Raw genomic sequence first — 15,762 nt, forward strand, 5'->3', positions numbered from 1 at the left:
GCCGTTCGCAGAAACCATTCGCGGAAACCAGAGGAGATCACCATGGAAGCCCGGTTCGACCTGAACGCCAACGAGATCGGTGCCAAGTTCGCCAAGCGGTTCTTCACCGCCAGCCTGGTGCTCGCGCAGGCGCTGCCCAAGGCGGTGCAGGAGCTGGTGTCGTTGCGCGTCAGCCAGATCAACGGCTGCGGCTGGTGCACCGACGTGCACACCAAGGAAGCCGCGGCGGCGGGGGAAAGCGCGGCGCGGATCAACCTGGTGGCCGCCTGGCGGGAAGCGGGCGTGTTCACCGAGGCCGAGCGCGCCGCGTTCGCGCTGGCCGAGGAAGGCACCCGCCTTGCCGACGCCCACCAGGGCGTCTCCGACGACACCTGGGCGCTGGTGCGCGAGCACTACGACGACAACGAGGTCGCCGCGCTGGTTTCGCTGGTCGCCCAGATCAACGCGGCGAACCGGCTCGGCGTGATCCTGCGCCAGGCGGGCGGTGCGTACCAGCCCGGCCTGTTCGGCTGAGCGGCAAGGCCCGGGAGTTCCCGCTCCCGGGCCTTGTGGTCCGGTCGCCGGGCGGCGTACTTTCTCAGTGGAAAGTAGTTTCCGGGAGGGCAGATGGAACCCGAAGCCGCGTTCGCCGAAATCGCCCGCCAGCGCGAACAGCTGGCCGCCCGCATCCGCCTGCCGGGGTGGTACCTGGCCCTCAACGCGCTCGCCGTCGCCGCGCTCGCGGCGCTGCCGGCGCTGACCCTGCCGGTGTTCGCCTACTTCCTCGTCCCGGTCGCCGCGGTGCTGGTGCTCGGCGCGTTTTCGTGGCTGCTCAGCGGGCGGCGCGGGGTGAAGCTGGCCACCGGCTACCCGTCGCTGACCCGGCCCGCCGTGCTCCAGCTGGTGGTCACCGCGGCCGGGATGATCGCGGTGGTGCCGCTCGCGCTGTCCGGCTGGACCGCGCTCGCGCTCGGCGTCGCCGTGCTCACCGGGGTGCTGGCCGCCGACCAGCTGCGGCGGCAGTTGCGTGCGATCCGGCACGACGTGCGGGCGGGCCGGGTGGGCGCCGGGTGAGCACCGGGGGACTGGACCCGGTGGTGCACCCGATCGCGCGGTTGTCGATCTGCGCCCTGCTCGCGAGCGGCGCGGACTGGCTGGACTTCGCCGCGGTCCGCGATTCGACCGGGCTCAGCGATTCCGCGTTGTCGAAGCATTCGCGCGCGCTGGAAGACGCCGGCTACCTGGAAGTGCGCAAGGGTGCGGTGGGACGACGACCGCGCACGTGGTTCCGGCTCACCCCGGCCGGTCTGCGCCGGTACACCGCGCACGTGGCCGCGCTGCGCGCCCTCACCACCTGAACCCGCCCTAGAGTGGGGCCATGGTCCCCGAACGCCTTCGCCTGCACCACGTGGGGCACGTCGTCCGTGATCTGGGGGCGGCGCTGGAACTGCACCGGCGGCTGGGCTTCGCCGTCCACCCGCCCGTCTACCCCGCGATGGCACCGCGGGAGGGGGCCGAGCCCGAGCCGTTCGGCGCGGTCAACACCCACGCCGACTTCGCCCGCGACTTCCTCGAACTGGCCACCGTGGCCGACGGCGCCGCCCTGCCGCCGGACGCGCGGATCGTCCCGTTGCAGGCCCCGCCCGAGGTGCTGCCGACGCTGCTGGCCCAGATCAGCGAAACCACCAGCGGCCTGGCCGGTTTCCTGGACCGCTTCGAGGGCCTGCACATCCTGATGTTCTCCTCGGCCGACATCGAGGCCACCGCCGACCGGCTGACCCGGTCCCGGGTGGCCCACGGCGGCGTGCACACGGTCCGGCGCCCGGTGGGTGACGCCGTGGAAACCGTGCGGTTCCTGGAAATCGAGAACGCGGAGGGCCGGATCGGGGTCGCCGCGGACCTGGACGAGGCGATCCAGGCGACCCGGGTGCCGGCACACCCCAACGGCGCGGTGGGCCTGGTCGACGCGACGCTCTGCACCGCCGACGCCGAGCTGGACGCCGTCCAGGCGCGTTACGAGCGCTACCTCGGCCGGGTGCCCCGCTGCTCCGGTGCCGCCCGGATCTTCGACCTCGACGGGGCGACGCTGACCCTGGTCCCCGCCGCCGACCTGGCGAACCGGCTGCCGGGGGCGGAGGCGCCCGCGCTGCCCGCCGTCGTCGCGTGCACGGTGGCCGTGCGCAATCTGACCGACGTCCGCGACCTGTTGTGGGACAACGGGATGTCCGCCTGCGAAACGCCGTCGAACGAGTTGTTCGTCCCCGCCGCGTCGCTCGTCTTCCGGCAGGCGTAAGCACCCGTCTCCTGCGGTGGCTCACCAGTGGTGCCACAGCCCCGCTGAAGCACCCTCCTGAACCCCTGGGGTGTGCTGTGAAAGCCACGTTCACAGCACGTCCCAGGGCTATTTCGCGCGTGAAACCGCTGTTCAAAGCAATGTAGCGCCGAGCTGGCGTCGATAATGCGCCAAGGTGGCTTGCAAGTGGTGCCATACATGTGCCATAGTACTGCCATGGACCTGACGCCGTACGTGAACGACCTCCGCCGAGAGCTCGAGGCGGCGTTGGAGACCAGTGGGACGGAATCCGGTGAGCTGGTCGAGCGGCTGACCGGAGCGCTGGAACCGGCGATCCGGCTCACCCTGCTGGACGCGCTGGCCGGGGCCACCGGCGAGATCACCCGTGACCTCGCCCCCGGTTCGGTCGACCTGCGCCTGCGGGGCCGCGACGCGACGTTCGTCGTGACGCTGCCGCCGCCGGAGCGGTCGGCCGCCGTCGAGCGCTTCGGCGGGGAGGACGGCGCGATGGCGCGCATCAACCTCCGCGTGCCGGAACAGCTCAAGGCGGCCATCGAACGGGCGGCGGCCCAAGCGCACCGATCGGTCACCGCCTGGCTGGTGGAGGCGGCTTCGGCCGCTCTGCCGCCACGGGGATTCCGTCCCGCCCACTGACCAGAAACCCCAGTACCGCACAGAAACGAGGACCACCATGTCCATTTTCGACACCCCCGCCCCGATCAACGCCGTCGTCGAACTCGCCGTCGGTGAGGTGCGCTTCGTCGCCGGCGACCGGACCGACACCGTGGTCGAGGTCCGCCCGGCCAACCAGGCCGACGCCTCCGACGTCAAGGCGGCGGCGGAAACCCGCGTCGACTACACGAACGGCGAGCTTCGGGTCACCGGCCCGAAGCGCAGCCCGCTCGACCTGTCGAAGAAGACCAGGTCGATCGCGGTGACCATCGAACTGCCCACCGGCTCCCGGGTCCGCGGCGACGCGGCGATGGGCGACTTCCACGGCACCGGCGTGCTCGGCGACAGCCGGTTCAAGACCGCCGCCGGGCACGTCCGGCTGGAGGCCACCGGCTCGCTGCGGGTGGACACCGCCGCCGGGCACGTCGAGGTCGGCCACGTGGCGGGCGACGCGGAGGTCACCACCGGCACCGGGCGCGTTTCCCTCGGCGAGGTCGACGGCACCGGTGTGGTCAAGAACGCCAACGGCCCCACCACGATCCGCCAGGCCGGGGGCGAACTCAGGCTCCGCGCCGCCAACGGCGACATCTCGGTGGACCGCGCGGACGGCGGCGTGGACGCGGAGTCCTCGCTCGGCGACATCCTCGTCGGCGTCGCGGAGACCACGGCGGCGCGGCTCGAGCTGAACACCAAGTTCGGCCGCGTGCGCAACACCATCGCCGACCGGGTCCCGCGGCAGCGCGAGACCGTCGACGTCCGCGCGCACACCTCGTTCGGCGACATCACCGTCCGCAGCGCCTGACCGGCGAACCCGTTCTCCTGGAAGGAAACCAACCCATGACCACGTCCGCCATCACGGCGACCGGACTGCGCAAGTCGTTCGGGGACAAGACCGTGCTCGACGGCATCGACCTGGACGTGCCGCGCGGCACCATCTTCGCCCTGCTCGGCGCGAACGGCGCGGGCAAGACCACCACGGTCAAGATCCTGTCCACGCTGATCAACGCCGACCAGGGCACCGCGCGGATCGCCGGCCGCGACCTGGCGGGTGACCCGGACGGGGTCCGTGCCGCGATCGGGGTCACCGGCCAGTTCTCCGCGGTGGACAACCTGCTCACCGGCGAGGAGAACCTCCTGCTGATGGCCAAACTGCACCTGGTCGCCCGTGGTGAGCGCAAGCGGCTCGCGCACGGCCTGCTGGAGCAGTTCGACCTGACCGAGGCGGCGAAGAAGCCGGTGTCCACCTACTCCGGTGGCATGCGGCGGCGCCTCGACCTGGCGATGACGCTGGTCGGGCAGCCGAGGGTGATCTTCCTCGACGAGCCGACCACCGGGCTGGACCCGCGCAGCCGCCGCGGCATGTGGCAGATCGTCCGCGAGCTGGTGGCCGGTGGCGTGACCGTCTTCCTCACCACGCAGTACCTGGAGGAGGCCGACGAGCTCGCCGACCGGATCGCCGTGCTCGACCACGGCAGGCTGGTCGCCGAGGGCACCGCGGACGAACTCAAGCGCCGCATCCCCGGCGGGCACGTGGAACTGCGGTTCGCCGACCCCCGCGGGTTCGACGCGGCGGTGCGGTCGGTGGCCAACGGCACGCCCGACGCCGACTCGCTGACCCTGCGCGTGCCCAGCGACGGCAGCCTTCGCTCGCTCAAGGCCCTGATCGACCGGCTCGACGCCGACCGCATCGAGGTCGACCAGCTGGGCCTGCACACCCCCGACCTCGACGACGTCTTCCTCGCCCTGACCGGCACCAACCCCGCGAACGAGAAGGTGGCCACCCGATGACCCACACCCTGCCGCGCCCGGTGAGCACCCGCTCCCGCGCGCTGACCGACTCGGCGACCATGCTGGGGCGCAACCTCCAGCACATCATCCGGTACCCGTCGATGACGGTGCTGCTGGTCGGCATGCCGATCGTGTTCCTGCTGCTGTTCGTCTACGTGTTCGGCGGCACGCTGGGTGCCGGGCTCGGTGGTGCGTCCGGCGGGCGCGCGGAGTACGTCAACTACGTGGTGCCCGCGATCATCCTGATGGCGGTCTGCAGCGCCGTGCAGGGCACCGCGATCTCGGTCGCGATGGACATGACCGAGGGCATCATCGCCCGCTTCCGCACCATGGCGATCGCCCGCGTCTCGGTGCTGACCGGGCACGTGCTGGGCAGCGTGATCCAGACCATGCTCACCGTCGGCGTGGTGCTCGGCGTGGCGCTGCTGATCGGGTTCGACCCGGCGGCGGACCTCGGCGGCTGGCTGGCCGCCGGCGGGGTGGTGCTGGCGCTGGCGTTCGCGCTCATCTGGCTGTCGGTCGCGCTGGGCCTGGCGAGCGGCAGCGTGGAGACGGCGAGCAACGTGGGCATGCCGCTGGTGCTGCTGCCGTTCCTCGGCAGCGGGTTCGTCCCGACCGACTCGATGCCTGCGGCGATCCGCTGGTTCGCCGAGTACCAGCCGTTCACCCCGGTGATCGACTCCCTGCGCGGCCTGCTGATGGGCACGCCGATCGGGAACAGCGCGTGGATCGCGCTCGGCTGGTGCCTGGTGATCACGCTGGGGAGCTACGTCTGGGCGAAGAAGTTGTACAACCGCGAGTACAGCCGCTGAGCGGGTTCGTGGTCAGAGCCTCGACAGGGGAAGCCGGACAGCCGGTGGCAGGGGTCCTGCCACCGGTTTCGCTTGGAAGGACTGGAGCATGAGCGCGGCGAAGCGGCGTGAGGCGGCGGCACGCAGCTCCGGCGACTCGGTGCGGATGCCCTCGTTCGCCATCAGGGCCAGCGCGAGGTCCTCCAGCACGAAGTCCTCCCGCAGGGAACCGGACTTCTTCGCCCGCGCCACCAGTTCGAGCATGCTGCGCAGGGCGCGGTCGCGTTCGGCGGCGAAGTCGAGCGAGCGGGGGAGTTGCGAGGTGAAGGCGCGGGCGAACCCCCGGTCGAGCGCGTGCACCACCATCACGTTCTCGATCACCAGGCGGAAGCCGTCCCACGGATCGCTCGCCGCCAGTCCCTCCTCCACCACCGCCGAGCACAGCACCATCTGCTCGGCGAAGGCCTCCTCCAGCAGGTCGTCCTTGGTGGCGAAGTGCCGGTAGACCGTGGCCACGCCGAGGCCGGCGCGCCGGGCGATCTCCCGGATCGGCACGTCGAGCCCTTCGGCGGCGAAGGCGAGCCGGGCCACCGCGAGGATGCGCGCGCGGTTGTCCCTGGCGTCGGAGCGGAGCTTCGTTCCCACTTGAGCCGTCACCCCTCTCACTTTAACTAACCGGACGGGGTGTTCCGTTAACGTCCGGGGCATGAGAGCCATCCAGATCACCGAGTACGGCCCGCCCAGCGTCCTGCGCGTCGCCGAAGTTCCCGTCCCGCACGCCGGGCCGGGGGAGATCCGCATCGAGGTCCGGGCTTCCGGGCTGGCCGCCGGGGACGTGCGGATCCGGTCCGGGGAGTTGCGCGAGGTGGCGCCGATCGAACTGCCCTACCTGACCGGTTTCGACGCCGCGGGAGTGGTCGACGAGGTGGGCGAGGGGGTGACCGGCGTGCGCGTCGGCGACGAGGTGTTCGGGGGCACCTCGTCGGCGGCGCGGGGCGCCAACTCCGACTACGCGGTCCTCGGCATGTGGGCGCCCAAACCGGCGGCGTGGAGCTGGGAGGAAGCGGGCGGTGCGGCGGGCAGCGTCGAGACGGCCACCCGGGTGTTCGACCGGCTCGCGCTGGGCGCCGGGCAGACCGTGCTCGTGCAGGGGGCGGCCGGGGGAGTGGGCACCGTCGCCGTGCAGCTCGCCGTTGCCCGCGGGGCGAAGGTCGTCGGCACCGCACGCGAACAGAACCACGACCTCGTGCGGTCGCTGGGCGCGGAACCGGTCACCTACGGGCCGGGGCTGGCCGGCCGGTTGCCGTCCACTGTGGACTTCGTGCTCGACTGCGCCGGCCGGGACCTGCCCCAGCTGGTGGCGATCACCGGCGACCCGGCACGCGTGGTGACGATCGCCGACCTCGCCGCGCACGAGCACGGTGTGTACCTCTCGCACACGGCACCGATGGCCGGGGCGGACACGCCGGCACCGCACGGTCTCGCCACCGCGACCGCGCTCGCCGCCGAGGGTCGCTTGCGAGTACCGGTCGCGGCGACCTTCCCGCTGGCCGACGCCGCCGCCGCGCACGAACTGAGCGAAAACCGCCGTGCGGGCGGGAAAATCGTGTTGCTTCCCTAGGCGGTGTCCGGCAAGTCACGCTCGCGGTCTTCGCGCCCAGGCGGTCCCTGGCGGCACCGGGCCTTCGGCCGAGTACGGCCAGTACGAGGCCGAACGCCCGGCACCGCCAGGAACCACCTGGATCACGAAGCCCATCGAGCAGACTTGCCGGACACCGCCTAGTTGTCGTACGGATCGTCGGCGGCGGAGCGGTAGTCCCAGTCCGACGCCAGTGCCGGGTCGATGATGGCGAAGCGGGTGCCGAGCGGATCGGACAGCACGGCGACCTTGCCCAGCGCCGAGGCGTAGGGCCGGAACCGCAACCGCGCTCCCGCTTCCCTGGCGCGGTTCAGGGTCTGGTCGAAGCCGAGATCGGGGTCCACTTCGAAGTGCGCGATCCAGCGGGGTGGGACCTCGGGCGGGGTGGCGGGATCCATCCGGACCCGGCCGAACACCGAGTCGTCGCCCAGCGAGTGCACCACGTAGTCGGTGGCTTTGCCGTCGCCGAACTGGCGCTGGGTGTAGCCGAACAGGGCGCCGAAGAACCGGTCCGCGAGATGGGCCTGCCGGGTGACGAACTCCGCCCACACCAGGGTGCCCGGCAGGCCCGCGGTGAAGCCGTGCTCGGGTTGCGCCAGGCCGAAGGTGGCGCCGCTGGGGTCGTCGACCAGCAGCTTGGCCCCGACGCCGGGCACCACGTGGGGCCGGGTTTCGAGCACGCCGCCGCCGAGGCGGTAGGCCTGGGCGCTGGTCGCCGCGAGGTCCGGGGTGGCCAGGTACAGCGTCCAGTCCCGGACCGCGTCGCGGTGCCCGCGGAACCCGGCCACGGGCTCGTCGAACAGCGACGCGACGACGTAACCCCGGCCGTCGCCGTCGGTCACCTGCTGGTAGGTCCAGCCGAACACGTCCTGGTAGAAGCGCGTGCTCCGGTCCAGGTCCGCGGTGGCGAGTTCCAGCCAGCCCGGACCACCGGGCGCCGGGCTGATGATCATGAACCCACTCTAGCGGTTCACCGCGGGTGGACGAGCCCGCTCGCCGTCATGCTGCCTAAGCTGAGCCGGTGGAACGGCAGGAACTGGTCGAGTACGTGCGGGCCCAGCGCGCGGGTGTGGTGTCGACGCTCGGGCCGGGCGGGGAACCGCAGGCCGCCTATCTCACGCTCGCCGCGACCGATGCCGGTGACCTCGTCTTCGACGCGAAACCGGACTCCCGCAAGGTCGCCAACCTGCGCCGCGACGGGCGCGTCGCAGTGGTCGTCGGCGGATCGGACGGCACCACGCTGCAGTGCCAGGGCATCGCCGACTTCCCGGACGGGGACGCGCTCGACCACTGCACGGCCACCTACCTGGCGGCGTTCCCGGAGTTCGCCGGTTCGTTCGGCGACGGCGGCGTGGTCGTGGTGCGGGTGGCGCTGGACTGGGCGCGATTCGGCGATTTCCGCGGTGCTCAGCCCTCGCTGCGCGAGGTCCGGCTCGAACTGTCCTAAGACACTGGCGGTGCGCCGGTTCCGCTGGTGGCGTAACCGATTCCCGGCCGACCGCCGCGGATCTACCGTGGTCGCATGCACCCACCGATCACCGGCACCGCCGCCGGCGTGCCGTTCACCGCGTTGCCCCCGGCCGGGGACGGCCCGGCCCCGCTGATCCTCACCTGGCACATGCTCGACGCACCCCGCTCGGACGCCGCGTTCGCCGCCGCGCTGCCGATGCACGGCCTGCCCGCGTGGCGCGTGCACCTCGGCATGCCGATGTGCGGCGCGCGCATGGTCGACGGCAGCATGGACGCCGGAATGGCGTTGGTGCGCGAGGACGTGCTGATGTCCTTTTTGTACCCGTTCGCCAAGCAGGCGGCCGAGGAGTTCCCGGCCGCGCTGGCGTCGATCCGGGACCAGCTGCCCGTCGACGACGGCCCGATCGGCGTGCTCGGTGGTTCGCTGGGCGGGGCCGTCGCGTTGCAGGTGCTGGCCGGCACCCAGGTACCGGTGTTCGCGGGCGCGCTGGTGAACGCCTGCATCCGGATGCGGTCGGTGGTGGAGCTGTTCCCCGGGGACTACCCGTACGACGCCGAGTCCGAAAAGGCCGTGGAGAGCATGGATTTCCTCGCCGGGACCAAGACCGACGCGCTCACCGGTCGCGCGCCGCTGCTCGTGGTCAGCGGTGAGGAGGACCACCCCGGCCTGCGCACCGACGCGCTCAGCCTCGCCGACGCCACCGGCGCCGAACTGCTGTCGATCCCCGGCCTGGCGCACCCACTCGCCGAAGAGCCGGGAATCGAACCCGCGCCCCAACTTCCGCTGGCCAGGGAGGTGGACGCCGGACTCACCGAGTTCTTCCGGCGCCACCTCCCCGGCTAGCTACATCCGTTCGATCCAGACGTTGCGGAACCTCGGGTTGTCCCCGGGGTCACCGTGGTCCTGCAGCCGGATGTGGCCCTGCGACGGGTCCTCCGGCCGCCCCGCCCCGGTGCTGCCGTTGATCGCGACGTCGTTGTGCACCAGGATCCCGTTCCACCACAGGCTCACCCGCGCGTCGGCGATCTTCTTGCCGGTGTTGTCGTACCGCGCGGCCCGGAAGATGATGTCGTAGCTCTGCCACGTCCCCGGTGCCGTCGCGGCGTTCACGTCCGGTGCCTTCTTCGTGTAGATCGCCCCGGCGTCGTTCGTCTTCGGCGGGTTGATGCCGAACGAGTCCAGCACCTGGATCTCGTAGCGCTCCTGGATGTAGACACCGCTGTTGCCGCGCGCCTGCCCGGTCTGCTCGGGCGGGAGGTGCGGCTGGTACCACTCGGCGTGCATCCGGAAGTCACCGAACTTCTCCTTGGTGCGGATGTCCCCGCCGAACGACTCCATCGAGCCGTTGGCCACCGGCCACTTCGCCGGACCGCCCGCGGTCGCCTCCCACGCGTCCAGGTTCGTGCCGTCGAACAACGTGGTCCGCTTGGTCGGCGTGACGGTGAGCTTGTCGAGGTTGACGTGCCCGGTGTCGGTGGCTTCGTAGACGAACGAGATCTTGTTCGCGCCGGTCCGCAGCGGCACGGATTCGACGTGCGTCGCCCACTGGTTCCAGGCCCCGGTGCTGGCGAGCCAGACCTGCTTCTCCTTGCGCCCGTTGACGTACAGGCTCAGCGACTTGCTCACCGGGTTCGGGCTCGGGTTGAGCCCGTTCGCGTACCGCAGCGCGATGTCGTGCCTGCCCGCCCGGTCCGCGGTGACCGCGAAGGTGGTGCTGGTGCCCGGTTCCCAGTTGCGGTCGATGAACCCGGACCCCGAGTAGCCGCTGTGGTTGGTGTTGAACCCGGTGCCACCGGCCAGCTGCGCGGATTCCGCCTCGTACTCCGGCGGCGCGGTCGAACCGTCCGGCAGCGTGTTGAGCGTGTACCAGGCTTCCGTGCTCCACAGCTCCGTGCCGGAGGCCGAGGCGAACGGGCGCGGGGACTGGACGTGCACCACGCGGCCCGGCTTCAGCCCGGCCACCTCCAGCGTCACCGTCTTGCGGTCCGCGGACAGCGCCGCCGAGGTCACGCCGAGGGTTTCCTCGTCCACCTTCGGGCCGCCGTACTGCGGGGAAGCCACGTACCGCCACTGCTCGGCCCGGTACTTCGACGCCAGGTCCTGCGCGGTCGCGTCGGACAGCGGCTCGGTGTACTCGATCTCGAACCCGCCGTCGACCGCGCGCATGGCGAGCATGTCGAAGCCGCTGGTGCCGTTCGGGGTGAGCTTCTGCAGGCCGTGCTTCAGCTTGCCGGCCTGGCCCCAGTTGCCCTCGGAACCGATGCCGCCGGTGTAGATCGCGCCGTCCGGGCCGAGGCTGATCCGGCTGACCCCGGACTCCAGGCCCTGCGTCATCCGGAACACCGCGCCCTGGTAGTCGTCACCGACCTTCTCCAGGTACGCGCGCTGCAGCCCGCCGTAGGTCACGTCGCCGAAGACCATCTGCCCGGCGAACACCCCGTCGGGCAGCACCAGCGGGTTGCTCGGCGAGTTCGAGATCTCGCCGTGCGGCAGCCAGAGCACCGGCTCGGTCACCGGCTGGTCGTCGTACGGGCCGTCGGGATTGGTGTGGTGGTTGAAGAAGCGGCCCTGCTTGATCCGCACCAGCTTCGAGGTCGGCAGGTAGGCGCCCTGGTTGTCGGTGACGAAGATGTCGCCCTCCGGGCCCCAGCCGAGCCCGTTCGGCGTGCGCAGCCCACCGGCCACATAGGACACCTTGCCGGTGGCCTTGTCGATCTTGATGGTGGAACCGCGGTTCGCCGCGGGCTGCGGGTCGAGGCTCGCGCCACCGGGCACCATGGCGATGCCGGTGGAGACGTAGAAGGAGCCGTTCTGGTAGAGCAGGCCGAAGGCGAACTCGTGGTAGTTGCCGCCGAACGGCCAGGTGGCGATCTTGCGGTACTGGTCGGTGACCTCGTCGCCGTTGGTGTCGTTCAGCTCGGTGAGTCCGTCCTTTTCGGACACGTAGAGCTTGCCGTCGACGTACTTGATGCCCATCGGCTCGCGGAGCTTCTCGGCGATCTTCTTCGGCTGCACCTGTGCGGCGTCGGTGGTGCCGGTGACGTTGTCGATCAGGTACACCTCACCGCTGACGGACTCGCGCGAGCCGCCCCAGGTGGAGATCGCCAGCCGGCCGTCCGGCAGCCAGTCCATGCCGGTGACCTGCGGCTCGAACCCGGCCGGGCGCAGGTCGGTCAGCGTGTAACCGGGGTGCACGCCGGTCAGCGGCAGGCCGTCGCCGGGGGATTCGGTGACGCCCTCGCACTCCTTGCGGCCGGGGGAGGTGACCCGGGTGACGCCGGCGTCGGTGCTCAGCGCGGAGGTGGGCACCAGGGTGAACGCGGTCGCGCCCGGCGGCTTCCACTCCAGCTTGAGCCGCTGGTCGAAGTCTCCGTCGAAGTGGTCGATGTGCAGGGCGTGCGGCCCGGCGGTCAGCTCGATCGAGCCGTCCTTGGGGGTGGCGCCGTGCTTGCCGGGGTGATCGATCACCTGGGTGCCGCCGAGGAAGAGGCGGGCGCCGTCGTCACTGGTGAGCCGGAAGTCGTACCGGCCGGCGGTGGTGGGGTTGAGGTAGCCGGTGACCTCGGTGACGAACCGGTCGGCGATGCCGAAGTCGGCGTTGGTGGTCCAGTCGATCGTCGGCTTCAGCACGTCGATGTTGGGGGTCTGGCTGGGTTTGAGCGTGCAGTACTCGTCCAGTGGGACCTGGACGTCGAAGATCCGCATCGTCACGCCGGGTTCCTGCGGCGGGATCTCGGACTGCGCCAGTGCCGGGGCCGGGAAGACCACGGCCACGAGCAAGGCGAGCAGGGCGACGAACAGCCGCATGGGCGTTCCTCCTCGGTGGGGACACGGCTCGTGCTCCACTGCGCGAAACCGCGTTGCCCCAACGTAGCCAGCCCTTTTGTGCAAGGTCAACGAAAGAGTGCTGGAAATTTGCGAAAGAAGGTCACGGTTCGAGTGCGAGACCACGCAGGGCGGGCCAGATCTCCGTCCACGGGGTGTTCCGGCCACTGAGCAGCCAGATCGTGGTCGCCTCCGGCACCAGTCCGCCGTAGGTGCCCAGCGGTGTGGTCGCGTGGACCGTCGTCAGCGCGCGGAGGTGGGTGAACCACGGGCGCAACTGGTCCGGTTCACCGGCCAGGAGCAGGTGGTCCTGGCTGTCCGGGGGCGGCGGGAACCAGCCGTAGGCGCGGTTCGGGCTGGCCGCGGCGGGCAGTTCCAGCTCCGGTGCGGCAGCGTCCAAATAGGCCGCGTAGACGTAGGGGTTAGCCCCGATGGCTGTGCGTTCTCGTTGCCACGGCGGAAGATCGTGGTACGCGCGGGCGGTCGCGGCGACCAGCGGGTCGGCGAACTTGGGCGACGCCAGCACAACCGAGGACGCGAGCCCGGCCACGGCCAGCACCACGCTGAGCGCGACCACCGGCCACGCGGCGCGCCGCCGTCCCGCTTCCCGCCGGTGCTGCAACGCCACCGCGCCGAGTGCGACGAGAACGCTGTACAGGGACAGCAGGTAGTAGTGGCGACCGGAAGTGATCACCACGATCGCGAACAGGATCGCAAACGTCACACCGAGGAAGCGGAGTTCGCGCCACCGCGGCTCGCGGTACAGCGCGACCAGTCCGCACACCGCGAGCCCGAGCGTGAGCGGGCCGGTGACGGCGAGTCCGTGTCCCGCGACGAGCAGCGGACTGCCGTAGATGAGCGAGTTCTCGGCCGAGACCACCTCCGCCATGGCGAGCTGGGGCCAGCCGTTCGCCGCCTGCCAGAGCAGCGTCGGGGCCGCGATCGCCAGCGCGATCGCCGTGCCCGCCCAGAAAGCCGGGCGGCCCAGCAACGCGCGCGGCCCGGTCAGCACGATCGCGGTGACCACCACGAGCGCCAGCGCCATCACCTGGAACCGGGTCTGCGCGGTGAGTCCGGCGAGGACACCGAGCGCGAGCAGCAGCCGGTCGTCGCGGAGCCGGAGCCAGCGCAGCAGCAGCCAGAAGATTCCGGCCCACAGCGCGGGTTCGAGCGAGTACGGGGTCAGCCAGTGGCCGAACTGGGCGGCCGCGACGCAGGTGCCCTGGCCGAGCGCGGCCAGCGTCTGCGCCCGGGAATCGCCGCCGAGTTCCCTGGCCATGAGCGCGGTCAGCAGCACCGCGCCGGCCGCGGCGAGGACCGCGGGCAGGGCCAGCACGAACTGCGAGCCGGGGGCGATCGTGTCGGCGAGGCGGGCCAGCAACGGGGTCAGCGGCGGCTGGTCGACCGCGCCCCAGTCGAGGTGGTGGCGGCCGATCGCCAGCATCAGGTCCTCGTCGAACCAGGCGCGGGGCACGGCGGCCAGCACGAGGTGGACCACGGCGACGGTGGCGGCGACCAGCGCGACGGGGCCGGTGGCGAGCCGCGGAACTGCCATGGGCACAGGAGAAACTGTGCCCCTGCGGCATGCTCAAGCGCTCGCTGTGGTGATCCGGGTCACGGCTCGCACGAACCGGCGGAGCTCCGGCGAGCGGCTGCCCGCCCGCCAGATCAGCAGCGTCCGGTACGGCGGCGCGTCGGGCACCGGGCGGTAGGTCACGTCGGGACGGACGTTCCGCGCGGCCAGCGAGGCGGGCACCAGCGCCACACCTTGGCCGAGCGCCACCACTTCCAGCAACTGGGCGCTGTCCCGGACGACCGGCCCGTTGGGGCGGTCGCGCGCGCCCAGCCAGTGCCCGTGACCGGCGACCCGCGGCGCCGGTTCGGCCACGAGATCGGCGGCGCTGAGGACTTCGCGTCCGGCCAGTTCGTGCCCGGCGGGGAGGGCCGCGACGCGGGGTTCGGTGGTGAGCAGTTCGGTGTCGAGGCCGTGGCCGTCGACGCAGGCGGCGACCGCCACGTCCGCGCGGCCGTCGCGCACCATGTCGGCCTGCTCGCCGAAGCCGCTCACCACGATCCGGACTTCCGACGGCAGCCGCGTTCGGATGCGGTGCAGCAACTCCGTGGCCACGCCCGGTTTCGCGGTGACCACCAGGCCGGGCGCGCTGGAGTGCCGCGTGTGCCGCACGGCGGTGTCGAGCGCGCCGAGCACCACGGCGCTTTCCTTGAGCAGGGTCTCCCCGGCCGGGGTCAGGGCCAGGCGCGGGCCGGTGCGGTCGAAGAGCGCGACCCCGAGCCGTCGCTCCAGCTGCCGCATGGCCCGCGACAGCGGCGGCTGCGCGATGCCGAGCCGCGCGGCGGCGTGCGTGATGTTCAGGTCCTCGGCGACGGCGCGGAAGTACCGCAGTTCCCGGATCTCCGGCATACCGACAGGGTATGCCGGACCACCCGATCGGTCTTTCCGTTCCGGTGGGTGAGCGGCTGGACTGGGTGCCATGACCGAAGCAGCACTCGTCACCGGCGGTGGCAAAGGTATCGGGCGGGCGATCGTCCAGCGGCTGGCCGAGCACGGGTTCACCGTGTACCAAGGAGTCCGCGGGGAGGCGGAAGGCGGGCCGGGCATCCGCCCGGTGCGGTTGGACGTCACCGACCCGGATTCCGTGGCGGCGGCCGTCTCCACGATCGAGGCCGAGTCGGGACGACTGGACGTGCTGGTGAACAACGCCGGGATCATGACCGAATGGGGGGTGCGGGCCGACCAGGTCACCGCCGAGCACCTGCGCGAGGTGTACGAGGTCAACGTTTTCGGGGTGGTCACGGTGACCTCGGCGTGCCTGCCGCTGCTCCGCCGCTCGGCGGGCGCGCGGATCGTGAACGTCTCCAGCGGGCTCGGTTCATTGGGTGTCCTCAGTGGACTCTCCGGGCGGGGGTTCCTGGCATACAGCTCGTCGAAGGCGGCGCTGAACGCGCTGACCCTGCTCTACGCCGATGCCCTGCGCGCCGACGGGATCAAGGTCAACGCCACCAGTCCCGGGCTGGTGCCGACCGACCAGAACGCCGAGGCGCCCTTCCCGCGCGGGACTCGCACTCCGTTCGATGGCGCAGTGGTCCCCGTCGCCCTCGCGACCCTTCCACCGGACGGCCCGACCGGCACCTTCCGCGGTCCGAACTCCCTGGACGAGGTCATCCCCTGGTGACCGGGTACCGGGTCCGAAGCCGGTCGTGGAGGCGTGTCCGCTCGCCTCGGAGGCCGTCCGGGTGAAACGCGTTGACGGGGGTGGGCCGGTGGCGCCACGGTGCATTGGGA

General features: G+C 71.5%; 17 protein-coding genes. 12 read left to right on the forward strand and 5 right to left on the reverse strand.

All coding sequences use genetic code 11. The annotated features are described in order from the left end of the window. Nucleotides 1-42 precede the first annotated feature (42 nt). The 8 genes from JYK18_RS25165 (at nucleotide 43) to JYK18_RS25200 (ending at nucleotide 5,544) form a co-directional block, all read left to right on the forward strand. Nucleotides 43-513: a carboxymuconolactone decarboxylase family protein gene (locus tag JYK18_RS25165; RefSeq protein WP_206805595.1), complete on the forward strand. Its 471-nt coding sequence runs from the start codon at nucleotides 43-45 to the stop codon at nucleotides 511-513. 93 nt (nucleotides 514-606) lie between these two features. Beyond that, entirely contained in the window at nucleotides 607-1,053 is a 447-nt protein-coding gene (locus JYK18_RS25170; RefSeq protein ID WP_206805596.1) for a hypothetical protein, read from the forward strand. Next, entirely contained in the window at nucleotides 1,050-1,337 is a 288-nt protein-coding gene (locus tag JYK18_RS25175) for a transcriptional regulator (RefSeq protein WP_206805597.1), read from the forward strand. Before JYK18_RS25170 ends, JYK18_RS25175 begins: the two co-directional genes overlap by 4 nt. A gap of 20 nt (nucleotides 1,338-1,357) precedes the next feature. Beyond that, nucleotides 1,358-2,272, forward strand: a complete 915-nt coding sequence (locus JYK18_RS25180) for a VOC family protein (protein WP_206805599.1) — start codon at nucleotides 1,358-1,360, stop codon at nucleotides 2,270-2,272. Nucleotides 2,273-2,488: 216 nt separating this feature from the next. After that, nucleotides 2,489-2,926 (forward strand): DUF1778 domain-containing protein, encoded by a 438-nt coding sequence (locus JYK18_RS25185; RefSeq protein WP_206805608.1) that lies wholly within the window; start codon nucleotides 2,489-2,491, stop codon nucleotides 2,924-2,926. A gap of 37 nt (nucleotides 2,927-2,963) precedes the next feature. Continuing rightward, a complete protein-coding gene (locus tag JYK18_RS25190; protein ID WP_206805611.1) occupies nucleotides 2,964-3,746 on the forward strand; it encodes a DUF4097 family beta strand repeat-containing protein in 783 nt (260 codons plus the stop codon). A gap of 35 nt (nucleotides 3,747-3,781) precedes the next feature. After that, complete coding sequence (locus JYK18_RS25195) at nucleotides 3,782-4,732, forward strand: ATP-binding cassette domain-containing protein (RefSeq protein WP_206805620.1); 951 nt, start codon at nucleotides 3,782-3,784, stop codon at nucleotides 4,730-4,732. After that, a complete protein-coding gene (locus JYK18_RS25200; RefSeq protein ID WP_206805631.1) occupies nucleotides 4,729-5,544 on the forward strand; it encodes an ABC transporter permease in 816 nt (271 codons plus the stop codon). The genes JYK18_RS25195 and JYK18_RS25200 overlap by 4 nt, the downstream gene beginning before the upstream one ends. A gap of 12 nt (nucleotides 5,545-5,556) precedes the next feature. Here the strand turns inward: JYK18_RS25200 and JYK18_RS25205 are convergent, their stop codons facing one another. After that, nucleotides 5,557-6,168, reverse strand: a complete 612-nt coding sequence (locus JYK18_RS25205; protein ID WP_307796048.1) for a helix-turn-helix domain-containing protein — start codon at nucleotides 6,166-6,168, stop codon at nucleotides 5,557-5,559. 61 nt (nucleotides 6,169-6,229) lie between these two features. Here JYK18_RS25205 and JYK18_RS25210 point away from each other — a divergent pair, with 61 nt between their 5' ends. Further along, nucleotides 6,230-7,144 carry an NADP-dependent oxidoreductase gene (locus JYK18_RS25210; RefSeq protein ID WP_206805633.1) on the forward strand — a complete coding sequence of 305 codons (915 nt, stop codon included), beginning with the start codon at nucleotides 6,230-6,232 and terminating at the stop codon, nucleotides 7,142-7,144. Nucleotides 7,145-7,302: 158 nt separating this feature from the next. On the opposite strand, the gene JYK18_RS25215 is transcribed toward JYK18_RS25210, so the two are convergent. Continuing rightward, nucleotides 7,303-8,115, reverse strand: a complete 813-nt coding sequence (locus tag JYK18_RS25215) for a VOC family protein (RefSeq protein ID WP_206805635.1) — start codon at nucleotides 8,113-8,115, stop codon at nucleotides 7,303-7,305. Between the two features lie 68 nt (nucleotides 8,116-8,183). On the opposite strand from JYK18_RS25215, the gene JYK18_RS25220 reads away from it, so the two are divergent. Both JYK18_RS25220 and JYK18_RS25225 read left to right on the forward strand, forming a co-directional pair. Continuing rightward, nucleotides 8,184-8,609, forward strand: coding sequence for a pyridoxamine 5'-phosphate oxidase family protein (locus JYK18_RS25220; RefSeq protein ID WP_206805645.1), 426 nt, complete (start codon nucleotides 8,184-8,186; stop codon nucleotides 8,607-8,609). A gap of 75 nt (nucleotides 8,610-8,684) precedes the next feature. Continuing rightward, nucleotides 8,685-9,476 carry an alpha/beta hydrolase gene (locus JYK18_RS25225; RefSeq protein ID WP_206805648.1) on the forward strand — a complete coding sequence of 264 codons (792 nt, stop codon included), beginning with the start codon at nucleotides 8,685-8,687 and terminating at the stop codon, nucleotides 9,474-9,476. On the opposite strand, the gene JYK18_RS25230 is transcribed toward JYK18_RS25225, so the two are convergent. From JYK18_RS25230 to JYK18_RS25240, 3 genes are all read right to left on the reverse strand, one after another. Further along, entirely contained in the window at nucleotides 9,477-12,440 is a 2,964-nt protein-coding gene (locus JYK18_RS25230) for a family 16 glycoside hydrolase (RefSeq protein WP_206805650.1), read from the reverse strand. It abuts the gene before it with no gap. Between the two features lie 121 nt (nucleotides 12,441-12,561). Then, entirely contained in the window at nucleotides 12,562-14,013 is a 1,452-nt protein-coding gene (locus JYK18_RS25235) for a glycosyltransferase family 39 protein (protein WP_206805652.1), read from the reverse strand. A 33-nt stretch (nucleotides 14,014-14,046) separates the two neighbouring features. Then, the gene (locus tag JYK18_RS25240) at nucleotides 14,047-14,880 is read right to left on the reverse strand and encodes a LysR family transcriptional regulator (protein WP_242582057.1); all 834 of its coding nucleotides are present in this window, start codon (nucleotides 14,878-14,880) and stop codon (nucleotides 14,047-14,049) included. 70 nt (nucleotides 14,881-14,950) lie between these two features. On the opposite strand from JYK18_RS25240, the gene JYK18_RS25245 reads away from it, so the two are divergent. Next, on the forward strand, nucleotides 14,951-15,652 hold the full coding sequence (locus tag JYK18_RS25245; protein WP_206805668.1) for an SDR family NAD(P)-dependent oxidoreductase: 702 nt from the start codon (nucleotides 14,951-14,953) through the stop codon (nucleotides 15,650-15,652). Nucleotides 15,653-15,762 lie beyond the last annotated feature (110 nt).

Source organism: Amycolatopsis sp. 195334CR, from assembly GCF_017309385.1.
Lineage (GTDB): Bacteria > Actinomycetota > Actinomycetes > Mycobacteriales > Pseudonocardiaceae > Amycolatopsis.